Annotated in this window: 7 protein-coding genes; 3 read left to right on the top strand and 4 right to left on the bottom strand. The window is 51.0% G+C overall.

Features of this window, described 5'->3' with window-relative positions; all coding sequences use genetic code 11:
• The first annotated feature begins 421 nt into the window (after positions 1 to 421).
• Positions 422 to 3376, top strand: a complete 2955-nt coding sequence (locus J0A66_RS18095) for a TonB-dependent receptor (protein WP_206575261.1) — start codon at positions 422 to 424, stop codon at positions 3374 to 3376.
• Between the two features lie 172 nt (positions 3377 to 3548).
• Here J0A66_RS18095 and J0A66_RS18090 read toward each other — a convergent pair whose 3' ends face one another.
• On the bottom strand, positions 3549 to 4280 hold the full coding sequence (locus tag J0A66_RS18090) for a FadR/GntR family transcriptional regulator (protein WP_206575260.1): 732 nt from the start codon (positions 4278 to 4280) through the stop codon (positions 3549 to 3551).
• Between the two features lie 352 nt (positions 4281 to 4632).
• Between J0A66_RS18090 and J0A66_RS18085 the strand changes: the two genes are divergently transcribed.
• The gene (locus J0A66_RS18085; RefSeq protein ID WP_206575259.1) at positions 4633 to 5472 is read left to right on the top strand and encodes an alpha/beta hydrolase; all 840 of its coding nucleotides are present in this window, start codon (positions 4633 to 4635) and stop codon (positions 5470 to 5472) included.
• Between the two features lie 16 nt (positions 5473 to 5488).
• Here J0A66_RS18085 and J0A66_RS18080 read toward each other — a convergent pair whose 3' ends face one another.
• The 3 genes from J0A66_RS18080 to J0A66_RS18070 all read right to left on the bottom strand — a co-directional run bounded on the left by J0A66_RS18080 (position 5489) and on the right by J0A66_RS18070 (position 11097).
• Positions 5489 to 6373 (bottom strand): EamA family transporter, encoded by an 885-nt coding sequence (locus J0A66_RS18080; protein ID WP_206575258.1) that lies wholly within the window; start codon positions 6371 to 6373, stop codon positions 5489 to 5491.
• A gap of 214 nt (positions 6374 to 6587) precedes the next feature.
• The gene (gene nhaC / locus J0A66_RS18075) at positions 6588 to 8072 is read right to left on the bottom strand and encodes a Na+/H+ antiporter NhaC (RefSeq protein ID WP_206575257.1); all 1485 of its coding nucleotides are present in this window, start codon (positions 8070 to 8072) and stop codon (positions 6588 to 6590) included.
• A gap of 295 nt (positions 8073 to 8367) precedes the next feature.
• Complete coding sequence (locus J0A66_RS18070) at positions 8368 to 11097, bottom strand: TonB-dependent receptor (protein WP_206575256.1); 2730 nt, start codon at positions 11095 to 11097, stop codon at positions 8368 to 8370.
• 597 nt (positions 11098 to 11694) lie between these two features.
• Between J0A66_RS18070 and ygjK the strand changes: the two genes are divergently transcribed.
• Positions 11695 to 14172 carry an alpha-glucosidase gene (gene ygjK / locus J0A66_RS18065; protein ID WP_206575255.1) on the top strand — a complete coding sequence of 826 codons (2478 nt, stop codon included), beginning with the start codon at positions 11695 to 11697 and terminating at the stop codon, positions 14170 to 14172.
• The last annotated feature ends 59 nt before the right edge of the window (positions 14173 to 14231 follow it).

Here is a 14231-nt window from a genome sequence, read left to right as displayed (position 1 = left end):
TGAAACGGCTCGCATCACGCGTATATCGCGCTGAAAGACGGGGTGAGAAAAACGCAAGACTCTCAATCAATGCACCGGGTCACGACGCCGTCGCCATCCTGCTTTACCGCTGACCCGGACTTCTCAGATTCCTTTTTTCGTCCCTTTTTATGACATAACTAATTGTTTGTAATGGATTATTCCTGTGTTGCCATATGGTTATCTGATATCTTCATGATATTGGTAATAACAATAAGTTGGCCAAATGGTAAACCAAAGTGTTGACCGAATGTCTGTCATGTTGTAAATATAACGTAAGTGATTTGTAAGTGCCGTTTGTCGTTCATTCTCCGAACGTTGGCATTCAAACAGGTTATTAGATTCACGTCGCAGTCGTGGCAGAAGAGTTTGATCTTGGTTTAAACATGAACAGGAAATGATAATGGGACACACACTATCCAAAATCACCTTGGCGATACTGTCTACAACAGCGCTGGGCATCGCATCTACTGCCAGCGCCCAGCAGCCAGAACCGAATGATGTGGAGGTCATCGAGGTATCCGGGATCAGAGGCTCATTAACAAGTGCCCTGGCAGAAGAACGAAATGCACCTAATCTGATCGAAGTTATTCAGGCAGTCGATATCGGCAAGCTTCCTGACCAGAACCTCGCGGAAGTACTGGAAAACGTAACGGGTGTGCAGATAACCCGGGAGGCTGGTGTCGGCACAGGTGTACAAATCCGGGGTACCAATGCTAACCGCACTGAAATAAACGGCGTTTCAACCGTCGGCTCTGGTTCCGGTCGCAGTGGCATTGCGTTTGAAGATGTCTCGGCTGCCATTATCTCTGCTGTGGAAGTGATAAAAGCCCCACAAGCTAAGACAATTGAGGGTTCGGTTGGGGGGACGATTAATTTAAGAACGATTCGGCCACTCTCTCTGAGCGACACGTTGGCCTCTGTGAGAGTTCAGGGGGAGCATAGCAGCCTCTCCACTGACGGTATTACCCCGAGAGTGTCGGGTGCATGGGGTGACAACTGGGATACCGATAATGGTCGATTTGGTGTTGTGGTCAGCGCCAGTTATGCGGAACAGGACGTAACGGCTTTCCGGCCCCGGGTAGACCGTGATAACTCAGTGGCCTCCGATAGTGGCGCAGCCAGCGCCCAGGCATTTCACTTCCTGCCAATACAGTTCCTCAACCAGGACTACGATAACTACGAATACGAAACGGTCAACTTCGCCGGTACGCTCGAGTGGGCGCCTAATCAGGACACCAAGCTGTTTTTTGATGCCATCGTCAATGATCAGGAGCGAAGAGAAGAGAGCTCAAGGGTACAGGCCTCAGGCGTAAGTGATCTGATTGATGTTTCAGTGCCAACGGCCTTCGAAACAGTCGATTTTGGTTCACTGGATGGGGTTGATCTCGGCAGCATTCAGGCGGCACTTCGGGGCGTTATTCCCGTCGAAGAGGGAGGGGCGGATCCTAACCTGCGTTTTTCAAGCGATACCAATTCACGTCTGACCAAGAGCGAAATTTTCAGGCTGGGCGGAGAGTGGCAAGGTGAACGCCTTTCCGTGCGGGCTGAAGCTTCAACTTCCAGGTCTGACTCCACCACTCCCAGTGTCAATACCACACTAAACTTTATTAATCCGAACGCGGCCCTCAATTCGTCAAATGAAAACGGAACGCCGTTTGCGTATGACTTAACCGGCGGTTCGCTGGCGTTTGGCATTGCCTTTGACGAACAAAATGCCCCAACCCCGGCGCAACTGCTTGATCCTGCCAATGTGGTATTGCGAGATATCGCAATAGGCAGAAACGTTACTGAAAACGCCGAAGATGCCTTTCGCGTTGACCTTAGCTACGACTTTTACTGGTCTGCTTTTACCACACTTGATTTCGGTTACCGTTATAGCAAAGCATCGAGTCTCTCTGACCGCATTACATCGAACGTAGGGTTAAGGCGATTGGCTGACAGTCCCAGAGGAAACCTGTTCGCAGATATCCTCACCGCCGGGCCTGATAATTTTAATGATGCTGATGGCCGATCCCTCTATGTGCGTGACTTTCTGGTTATCAACCCAGAGCTTGTTGCCTCTGATCCGGATGCGGTTATCGCTGCACTGAATGCGGCCATTGAGGCTAATAATGCCATCACAGGGTCTAACAGGGCGCCTATCAGCTCGCCTACCTCTCAAGTTAATGCGTTTTTTGATATCGAAGAAAAAACAGATGCCCTTTATGCGCAGGCGAATTTTGAAGCTGGGATCTTTCGAGGCAATGTGGGACTAAGGTATCTGGAAACCGAAGTGAATTCGTTGGGTAACTCAGTTACCGAGGATGACGACGGAAACGAACTGGTTACGCAGGTGGTAACCACTGCCGACTATGATTTTTTGTTGCCGAGGTTAAATCTTGTTGCGAATCTTAGTGACGATGTCATCGCTCGTGGTGCCTGGTCAAAGGATATCAGACGACCTAATTTTGATGACCTGTCCACCTCGGTATCTTTCTCAACCAGCCCCAACCCTGCGGTGGCGATAGGCAACCCGGGATTGGAGCCCGAGGAGGTAACCTCCTTTGACTTGGCGGTTGAGTGGTACTTTGCACCGGCCAGCGTGTTTAGCGTGGGTATCTTCCACAAGAAACGCAAAGACCTGCACGTAATGCGTCAAATAGATCCCTATGAAGATCCTGCTACTGGATACCGCGATATAACCGGCCCGGTTTGTGAGCAAGGCGGTATCTTCAACCCGATTGCCGATATTAATGTGTTTGGCCCGAACCCAGGGGTGGGAGTCTGTGTGCCCACTTCAACAACCATTAACGACACCGGCGAAACGACTCAGAAAGGGATTGAGGTGGCAGTTCAATATGATCTTTCGGATTTTGAGGATGAACTGGGTTGGGCGTCCGGCTTTGGGGTGATCGCCAACTACACTAAACAGGAGTTCTCTGGTGGTGAGGCGGTGGATAGCGCCACTAGCCGCGCAAACGCCGTCTTTGCCCTGACCACTGGTATTGATGATATTGAAGTGACAGCCAGACAGTCACTGATCGATTTGTCTGAGAACGCCTATAACTTCACCCTCTACTACGAAAAATATGGCTTGTCAGCCAGAGCCCGCTACACCTGGCGTGAAGCATACCGCTCCACTGATTTTGGCAGCACGTCAAGCTTTCCCTGGGGCTTTCCGGTGGTTCAAGAGGACAGGGGACAGCTTAATGCCAGTGTCAGCTATGACGTAAATGATCATCTGAATGTTGGTATTGAAGCGGTTAACCTGACCGAATCAGATGTTCGGCAGTCTTGTGTCAACGAAGGGGCCTTGCTTTGCTTCCAAGGCTTAACGGATCGCCGTATTACCTTCGGTGCCAGCTACAGGTTCTGATACCAACTCCGGAAGCCGGCGATAAGAGATTGCCGGCTCCCTCCACCCCGGGGAGCCTCAAAGAGAAGAAGCAAGCGCATGGCTTGCTTTTTTGCTTTTCCAACAAAAAAAGCAGGCTCCGGTGGGCCTGCTTTTTATGCAAATAGAAGGTGCCGTGGCTCAGGGACACACCTTACTGAGTCAAGTGGGAGATGGAATAAAGACCCCGGGTCTCGTCCGTTTTGCGCTTGATCTCTTCCAGGGCCTTCGCCTCGCTGGCCTCAAACAGTGCGTTAATCAGACGATTAAAGTGATTGTGCATGGCTTTGCGTGCGGCGGATGAGTCGCGCTTGGCAATGGCCTCATATATAGCGGTATGCTCTTTGATTCGCTGCTCGACGCTCTGAGAACAAACATCCTGATACGCTGCTATCACCTCAGGCTCAGTCCGTCTGACTTTCCACAGATTCTTTATGGACAGAACTATCGCATTGTTGCGTGTTGCCTGAGAAATAATCTCATGGAACCTTTGATCAGCCGCGTCCGCTTTTTCTGGAGATGCCATATCATCCAGCGCCTGTTTGAGGGAGGCCAGCTCTGTGTCACGTATGGTGGCTGCGGCTAAAGCGGCCGCCTCGGCCTCCACTAATGCCCGGGCCTGGGTGAGCTCAAATGCACTGATTGATTTTAGCGCACGGTCTGAATTCTCAGAGTCGGTGACATAGACCCCTGACCCCGTCTTTACTTCCACTCTTTCTCTGACTTCCAGCGCTATGATGGCTTCACGTATGGTTGGCCGGCTGACATCGTAAGTTTCGGCAAGCTCCCTTTCCGCCGGTAGACGGCTGCCAGCCGGGTAAACGCCCTTATCAATCAAAGCTTCCAACTTCTCAACAACTGTCCAGAAACGCCTGCGTTTCTTCATGATGGGTATCCCTCAGTATCTTGTCATGAGTAATATATGTCCTTGCGCCGATTGTAGCTTGAATCCTTTAACCTGCGCAAAAGTCTGATTATTCGCTGAGCTATGACAACTTTTCATGCTCCAAAGCTTGAATTGGTAATTTAGGTTTTGTCAATTGGTAAGATACAATTGGTGGCCTTGGTTTTCAAATTGGTTTTGTGTATTCGGATTGTTTTTTTGGGTTTCAAAGCGTTAGTCAAAATTCCTGGATACGCCTACCCGATCCGCTGTCACAGCCATACAGCCAGGACGTGTACCCTTAAACAATTCCTTTGCACTCTTAACTTGCAAACAGCTTACAAGGACAGAAAACATGATGCTCAATGCTCGTTACTTACCGCTTTTGGTGATTGTCACTTTTGGCTGCTGTGTTTTGCCGTCTTCGGCTCAGGTCGCCCGCGGTGAATTGCCCGTCGAACCGCTGAACGTAGGCCAGAGTTTTATTCTGCAGTCTCAGGTACTGTCTGAGCCAAGGCGCATCAACCTGTACTTTCCCCAAGCCTATCTTGAGCAGACCGAGCAGGCCTTTCCGGTTTTATATATGCCGGATGGTGGCTTGAAGGAGGACTTTCTGCACATAGCCGGCCTGGTGCAGATAGGCTCGCTGAATTGGACCACCCGCCCCTTTATTCTGGTTGGCATAGAAAATACTGACAGGAAACGGGATTTAACCGGTCCCACCACCAATGAAGAGGACAAGAAGATCTCGCCTTTGGTCGGCAAGTCAGCCGATTTCAGAAAGTTTATCCGCAACGAGTTGATGCCAGCGGTTAACAGTCATTACCGTACCTCTGGGGAGAGCGCCATTGTCGGAGAGTCGCTGGCCGGCTTATTTGTGGTTGAAACCCTTTTGCAGGAGCCGGACCTGTTCAACACCTATATTGCAGTAGACCCGAGCCTTTGGTGGAACACCGGTCATCTGGTTGAAAAGGCCCCTGAACTGATCAAGCAAAACCTAACACAGCCCATTCGGGTTCATTTGGCAGCCAGCCGCCAACCGGGCATAGTTGAGCCAACCCGAGACCTTGCCGCAACATTAAAGCAAGCACCCGGTATTGATGCATCGTTCACGGAGTTTCCTGATGAAACCCATCTGAGCGTTTACCATCCTGCTGCACTCGAGGCCTTTCGCCGGGTATTTGCCCGGGAGTAACCAGAGTAGGATACTGCTAGGGCAACTGCACTGCGGGGCGAAGACCCGGCAGTTTTCTACCGAATACGCACAGCACCAGGCCGGTCATAATGGCGATGGCGCCGAACAGCTCGTGCCTTTGCAACTGCTCGCCGAGTAACCAGGCTGAAGAGGCGATTCCCACCACCGGTACCAGCAGGGCAAAGGGTGTAACCGTGGCCGCCGGATACCGCAGCAGCAGGCCGCCCCACCAGGCAAAGGCCATCAGGGTGGAGACATAGCTGACAAACGCCAGAGACAACCAGGCATCCAGCGAGGCATTGGCCAGCAGCGTCAGCGGATCGGGAGTTTCCAGCCACAATGACAGCCCCAGCAAGGGCAGGGGCGGCACCAGGCACACCCAGATCAAAAAGTGCAGGGCATTGACGCCCTTCACCCGCTTGGTAATCAGGTTGGCAAAGGCCCAGAACAGGCCGGCCAGCAGGATCATGCCAAGCCCCAATGGGGTCACCCCGCCGGTGGCGGTAAATACAAACACCGCAAAGCCCGCCAGGGCCACCAAAATTCCGGCCGTCTGGTGTCGACCGATAGTTTCACCCAGCAGCACCATACTCAGCAAAATGGTAAAAAATACCTGGGCCTGTAGCAGCAAAGAGGCCAGACCGGCGGAAATATCCGATTCCATGGCCATAAAGACCAGGCCGAACTTCAGCACACCCAGAAACAGGCCGACGCCGAGAATATTCCACCAGGAGGTCTTGGGACGGGGGATAAAAAATACCGCCGGAATGGCCGCCACCGCAAAACGCAGGGCGGAAAACAGTAGGGGCGGCAGCTCCTGCAGGCCGAACTTAATCACCGAAAAGTTAAGCCCCCAGATAGTCACCACTCCCAGCGCAAGCAACAGATCACGGAACGACATTGGCAGACTCCCTTTTGGCAACAAGCGCCATCCTAAAAAGGAACGACCTGCCGCACCAGCAATAAATACTAATGCTGTTTATAAGCTGTGCTATCGGTTTGGGTAGGTGCTGGCCTTTCCCGTAAATACCTTAGTTACTTGCCGACGAACTTCGTGATAAAAACCTTAGTTTCTTGGGCAAGGTCGAATAAGAACCCGAGATTAGGTCTTGTAACTACCTGCCATTCTCAACAGCCTGACCTTTGGAATTGTTTTCAAGATTTGAGACCGAGGCATATGTTCGCTTTACTCCGAGCAACGCCAGCAAAATTCCCATCAGCGGAGTAAGCCAGTTAAAGAAGGCATATACTGCATAGTCTAGCGGATTTACCAGCAGTACTGATTGCATATAGGCACCACAGGTATTCCAGGGGATGAGTGCTGAGGTACAGGTGCCCCCATCTTCCACTGCACGGGACAGGTTTTCAGGGGTTAGATTGCGTTTATCGTATTCGGGTTTAAACATGCGGCCAGGCATCACAATAGCAATGTACTGGTCAGCCGCAACTAAGTTCGTACCAAAGGCAGTACCGATAGTGGTAATAACCAGTCCCGATGCTGACTTTGCCATTTTTAGGAGCGTTTCAACGATCCGCTGTAGCAAGCCAGTGGCTTCCATCACTGAACCGAAGGTCATCGCAGAGATGATCAGCCAGATGGTGTTCAGCATAGAGCCCATACCGCCGCCACTAAGCAGATCCTTTAACAGCGGATCCGGCGTATCCAGACTGACACCGGCAAACATAGCTTGCCATACCACAGTGATGGTTCCCCCCAGCTTACCAAGGTCGGGGGCAGCCTGAGCCTGGATAAAATCCTGTTGAAAAAGCACCGCCATGATAGCACCAGACACCGCGCCTATACCGATGGCTGGAAAGGCGGGCATCTTGCGAAAGGCCAGAAACAGCGTGATGGCTAAAGGTAAAAGCAGATACCAGGCGATGTGGAACTGGCCTGACAAACTATTTAGCAAAGCCTCCAGTTGTGTGGGCTGTCCGTCCTGTCTGTCCTGTAAACCAAGGCTCAGAAACAGCACCAGGGTCAGGGCATAGCTGGGCAAGGTGCTATACAACATAAAACGGATGTGGGTGAACAGGTCGGCTCCGGCTACAGCCGGAGCCAGGTTGGTGGTATCGGACAAAGGAGAAAGCTTGTCGCCAAAATATGCGCCGCTGACAATAGCCCCCGCACAAATCACCTCAGACAAGCCCAAGCCGCTTGCTACGCCCATCAACGCCACTCCGATGGTAGCGGCCACGGTCCAACTGCTGCCGATACTTAAGGCAACAATCGCACAGATAATGGAACAGCTAAGGTAAAAGTAGTCAGGATTCAGCAGCGTTAAGCCATAGAAAACCATAGTCGGCACGGTACCGGACAGCAGCCAGGTACCGATCAGTGATCCTACAGCCAAGAGAATCAGTATCGCCCCAAGTGTCAGGCTGATCCCCCTGACGATAGCCTGTTCGATCTGCTCACGGCCATAGCCGTTGTGCTGACCAATCAGCGTCACCACCCCCGCGCACAATAGCAGGGCAATCTGATTAGGACCTGAAGAGGAATCGTCGCCAAAATAATACACCGCCATAAAAAGCAAAAGCAACAGAGCGATAATAGGTAGCAAAGCCTGCAACAAGCTGGGCTGACGAGGTTGCGACATAAATGACATCTTCTCCTTAGTCGGCTCTCATTTATATTACAAAAATTTAACGTTAACAATATAAATACTATAAATAGCACTATATGTTTCGCGTCAGGTTGACCCTGAGTCCAGATGACCAACAGTTCCCCGGCAGCAACAGGTCTGTTTGAACAAAACGGGGATAGCCGCTTCAAGACTTGGCTCTTCAGGAATGGGTCTGGCCCCAATACTAAGCGGCCATTAAAAAGGGCGCTTATGCGCCCTGAGTACAGAAAAAAGGAAAAGGCCGCGCCACAATGCGCGACCTATCAGGCTAGAACTTGGCCCGTACGCCAAGGGCATAGCGTGGACCGGTTTCTATTACCTGCAAAGTCTGGTTGGCGTATTCGGCGCTTTTCACCGTCAGTTCATTGGTCAGATTGATACCTTCGAAGAATACAGTCCAGGTACTGTCAAGGTCGTAGCTACTGCTGATATCCAACTGCTTATAGTCGTCCACATAATGACCATCACGTTGACGACTGCCACTTGTCACCGGTTTGGTCTGCAGGAAACGGGCACGGTTGTTGTAGGCCAGACGCAACTGGAAGCCATCCTTCTCATAAAACAGGATCAGGTTCTGGGAATCTCCCAGGCCAATAAGCGGCAAATTGTCCTCGCTGGACTGGCTGTCCACTTTAGTAAGGTTGAAAATTACGCCCAGGCCATCAAAGGGTTCCGGCAGGCTGCTGAACATATGCTGGATGGCAAACTCGTAACCATCTACCTCGGTGTTGTTTTCATTTACAGGGCGGGATATCTCGTAGTTGTAACTGCCGCTGGGCAGCACCAGGGTTTCGGGTACCACACTTGTACCCAGGTAACCGTCGATATCTTTGTTAAAGTAGGCCAGTGCCACATAACTGCCTTCGTCGTAGTACCACTCCAAAGACAAATCCAGATTCTTGGATGTATAAGGGGCAAGTAGCGGATTGCTACCCGAGCCAGTCAGCCCGTCAATCTGACCGTCACCATAACTGGTCAGCGGGCTCATTTCGTTTAGCTCGGGACGGGTAATGGACTTGGACCAGGCCAGGCGACCAATCAGATCATCGGTGAAATTAATATTCGAATTCAGACTGGGTAGCCAATCCTGATAGCTGTTACTAATTTCCACCGGCACATAGTCATCGGAATACACCGCAAATACTTTGTTGGGTTCATTCTGGGAAGGTTGCAGGTCCAGCAGTGCAATCTGCTTGCCACTAGAGGTGCTGGTGGTATCCACGTAGCGTAAACCGGCGACCATATTCCAGAACATACCGTTTAATTCGCCCTCAAGGTTAAAGTCTGTGTAGAGGGCAATCACCTCTTCATTAACTTCGTAGGCGGACTGATCAGGGACCCGGCCAAAACCGTTGCGGCTCAGTACCGCTCTGGCCGCTTCGGGATCATCCAACATCGCGATTACCTCATCCTGGCTCAGATAGGCCATGATCTCGTCAGTATCAAAAGTGGGCCACTGATTGACCGGTGTGCCCGAGGCACCTGACAGGAAGCCATCTGCGTCAAACAGTCTGAACAGGGATTCGGGTAATGGAATGCGCGTGCTGTTGTCGGCAAATATCCATGGTAGTGGCCCTTCTGTTTCGCCGTAAACCTTGCCCAATGTGCGATCGGTATATTGGGCGCCGAACTGGATTTCAACCAGAGGACCTAATTCCACTATCAGGCTGTTGTCAAATTTCGCACTGAAGACGTCATCGTCCAGTTCTGTACCCTGAAGTGAGGTCCAACCGGCGGTTAGCGAATCACCTGGCCTGAGCGGATCAAAGGTCATGGTGGGTACCTGCTGGCCCTGGCGACGATCATAAGAAAACTCTCCGGGGCGGCCCACCACTACATCTGACCATCCCTTGCCGGGATCCGACTCGGCTTTGGAGCCACTGATATCCAGTTCACTATGCCAGATGTCATTTACTTGCCAGTCGACATTCAGACCATAGGCATCCAGTGTGCTGGAGGCGTCGGACTGGCGGGCCATGGATTCCACGTATACATCGACAAAATCCGCGTAGATAAGCGTATTGTTGGCGTCCAGCTCCGGGTTTCTGACGTTATTCGGGGTAAACCAGGAAGGATAGATATCCTGGCGTCCACTCACATCATAATTGGAATGCATATAGTCGGCAGTGATTGTCATATTGGCATTCGGAGCGTACTGCAATACCAGTGTGCCGCTGTTGCGCTCTCGCTCTTCGTTTTGCACTATCTGGTCATAGTTCCGCGGAAAATAAACCTGGCCATAGTCCTGGCCATCCAGTGGATCGGTAATTTTGAAATAGTAGGCCGTGTTGGCTTCTTCGTAGCGGCTCTCTCGTTGGTAGTTGGCAAAGGACAGCAGCACGCCGAATTTATCATCATTAAATGTGTTGCTTATCACACCCGACAACTGTGGTTTCGCCTTGCCGGTCATGTCGTCATACATGGCCTTTACACTTGCAACAGCCTGGAACCCTTTGTTGTCAAAAGGACGCATTGTTGTAATGTTGATCGTGGCGCCAATCGCGCCATCCTGTACCGATGCAGACTGGGTTTTGTGTACTTCCGCTCCGTTGATCAGTTCGGTCGGCAAAATATCAAAGCTAAAAGCGCGTCCGCCAGGTGTGCCATCCCAGTTCATGGAGGAAGGATCGCCAACGGTTGCCAGGATACGCCCATTGAGTAAAACAGAGTTAAATTCGGGGCCCATTCCGCGTACGGTTACCAACTGTCCTTCTCCACCCTCGCGATCGATGGATATGCCGGTAATACGTTGCAGAGACTCTGCGACGTTTTGATCAGGAAATTTTCCGATGTCCTCAGCAGAGATGGCATCAACCACATTGGTGCTCTCACGTTTGATATCCATCGCCCGGATCAAACTACCTTTGATGCCCTTTACACTGATTACCTCAACATCCTGATTGTCCTCTTGCGCCTGAGCTAAGACAGGCAATGTTAGTCCCAGATTGCAGGCCACCATGAGTGGCAGGTATGCGAGTTTGGGTGTTCCGGCTTGCATAGTTATTCCTCTTGTTATGAATGAGTGCTCAAATTTTTACTGCTGTGTCATCTGGGGTGCGGCAAGACGCACGGGCCATAAAACAATCTGTAAGATTTAAACTATTTATACTATAAAACTGACAATCGTATTTTACAATCGATTAACACAAGAATTTTTTACTTGACTGAACTCGATAGCCTTTTAAGGGCGTTTACCGTTCTGAACATGCGGTCTTCAGGGGCACCACCCTTCATCAAAGAGGTCCACCGGCGCTGGAAGCAATAGGTTGTTGGGAGGCATGGGCAGATCAGTTCAGGCGTATTCACTGGAGGCAGGAAAAAGATATCAGGAGCGAGCTAGAGGGTAGCAAGCATCAAAACTAGGTAGGAGTAATCCGGCCACCTTTTATTATCCCCTGCAGTCTGGCAAAGCAGGTCACGGCCACACCAATGTCCACTACCAAAGTGATCGGCTATTCCAACAACCAAAGCCGGACTTGATCTTGAGTATTTCTTAATTAAAGTATTTATAGTATAAAATGTTGGGGGCGGGCGTTGCAAACGCCAACATGATTTAATTCCCGTTGTTTCTCACCCTATCCACAGAGGTAAGCTGATGTTGAGGTTGGTACTCACTAAGGTTTTTCCCATCATATTGTTATTCAGTGCACTTTGGATATCAGCCTGCGCATCTCCATACCAGTACCCACCTTCCCAGAGTCACAACCCGTCCCAGTGGTCGACATTGGATAGGCACGGAAGTCCAAAGGCAATGAGAATGCTTGATCAGTTTGGTAACCAAGCATTTAACCCGTTTTTTGATATGGGTTCTTGGCACGGCTTATTACAACCTGCAAACATCGAAGATTATGGCGCCTTCACCGGGCCAATGATTGTTGCCGAAGAGTTTGGCTTGTACCTGGCCGGCCATCTGGATAAGTTGCAGATCCGGGACAGCTTAAGTGGCAAGCAGTTTGAATATGCCCTTGCCACCACCACATTCGAGAGCCCGGGGGGCGAACTGCATCAGCGCTATGTATGGCCTGAGTTGGAATTGCATCTCAGTCTTTACTTTGTCACTCCCCGAACCGCATTGGTAAGCACCCGGGTTATCAACAAGCTGAACAAACCCTTGCATTTAGACCTCGGCTGGCAGGGCAGATTACTGAACGCTTGGGAGGAGGGGGTGACTGTGCAGGCGCAATTTCCTGACTGGAAGCGTTCGCTACAAGCCACTCCTGAGGGGGTCACGTTTCTGTTTGGTAAGGTACGCAGCACCTGGAATATGCTTTTGTCGGGAGAAAGCGGCTATCACATCCGCCGCTCGATACCCACTGAGAGTCGAAAAACAGATAGCCTGGCTTATCTGGCAACCAGTGACCTTAAGGTTGGCAGCAAACAGAGCCAGCAGATTTTCACCAGCCATAGCTATGTACACAATACGCAGGAGTGGGAAGCCGAGAAAAAACGGCTTGAGCGAATATTTTCCAATCCCCGGCACGCTATTGATGCCAGTCGCGAGCGTTGGCAGGCATACAGGTCTAAGGGATTAAAAGCCGGCGCTCTGCTGCCAGACCGTCTTGCCGAAAAAGCCATGCAAACCCTGTTGAGTAACTGGCGGGGGCGGGCAGGCGAGCTGAAACATGATGTGGTGACGCCTTCTGTCACGGCCCGGTGGTTTAACGGTGCCTGGGCTTGGGATAGCTGGAAACATGCTGCTGCCATGGCACATTTCGCCCCCGCAATTGCAAGGGACAACCTCTTGGCTATGTTTGACTATCAGGTGCACAGTGATGACCCTCTGCGACCTCAGGATGAGGGTATGGTAATCGATGCAATCTTTTACAATAAGGATACCCCCCGTGGCGGCGACGGTGGCAATTGGAACGAGCGTAATACCAAGCCGCCACTAGCCAGCTGGGCGGTTTGGGAAATGTATGAAGCCACCCGGGATATTACTTTACTGAAAGAGTTTTATCCCAAATTGGTCGCATACCATCAGTGGTGGTACAGAAACCGCGATCATAATCATAATGGTTTGGCTGAATATGGGGCTACACGTCATCCCCTGCACAATGACCAAAAAGGCAATATCCTTTTTGATGTAAAGCCGCAGAAGCAGGGGGAAATGAGAGAAGACATCATTGCATCCTGTCAGGCTAAATCCCAGGGATGGTATCAATGTGCAGGCACGGAGTTGTATGAACAAGTGCTGTCCTCTGGAGAGTATCAAGATCTGGATATAGGGGCTCAGCATGGGGCTGGCTGGGAATCAGGCATGGACAATGCTGCCCGCTTCGGCTTTATTAATCACGATCAGCTAACGACCTACGCGAGCAAAAAGTACAACGGTGATCGGCACAAAGCCAGAGCAGACTGGCAGGTTCGCTTTTTTGAGAATCGGGATGACGATGGAAAACTGTTGGGCTTTTCCATCGATCAGGAATCGGTTGAGCTCAACGCTTATCTCGCTATGGAAAAGAGATTGCTGGGACAAATGGCCAGCGAACTGGGATTGACAGACCAGGCCCAACAGTGGGAGAACCAAAGCCATAGGCTGGCCGCGAGGGTAAACCAGTGCTTTTTTGACTCCAACACAGGTTTCTATTACGACCGCCAGATTGGCCCTCAAAAAAGTGACTCAGTGAACTGTGAAGGTAAACTGCTTACTGCCAGAGGCCGCGGGCCGGAGGGCTGGGCTCCATTATGGGCAGGCATTGCCGAACAAGCACATGCCGATGCCGTTGTCCGCTATATGCTCTTAGCAGATGAGTTCAATACCCAGGTTCCCCTGGGAACGGCTTCATTGAGCAACCCAGCTTATCATCCTGATATTTACTGGCGCGGAAGGGTTTGGTTGGATCAATGGTACTTTGGCGTGATAGCCCTGAACGAATATGGATACGAAAAAGAAGCGCGCACGCTTTCCATGAAACTGCTGAACAACGCCGACGGGCTATTGCAAACTAGCGCCATACGTGAAAATTATCATCCCCTTACAGGGGAAATGCAGGGCGCAACCAATTTTAGCTGGAGTGCGGCTCACCTGTACCTTCTTTACCTAAAATTGCAACCAACGGGTGGTCATCATTGAACGGATTGCGCAGCTATAAGGAAAGTAGTCTTATAGTCTTGCGCATTTGTACCAATCAG

Source organism: Bowmanella dokdonensis (assembly GCF_017254865.1).
Lineage (GTDB): Bacteria > Pseudomonadota > Gammaproteobacteria > Enterobacterales > Alteromonadaceae > Bowmanella > Bowmanella dokdonensis.
This window is presented reverse-complemented; position numbering and strand designations above follow the sequence as displayed.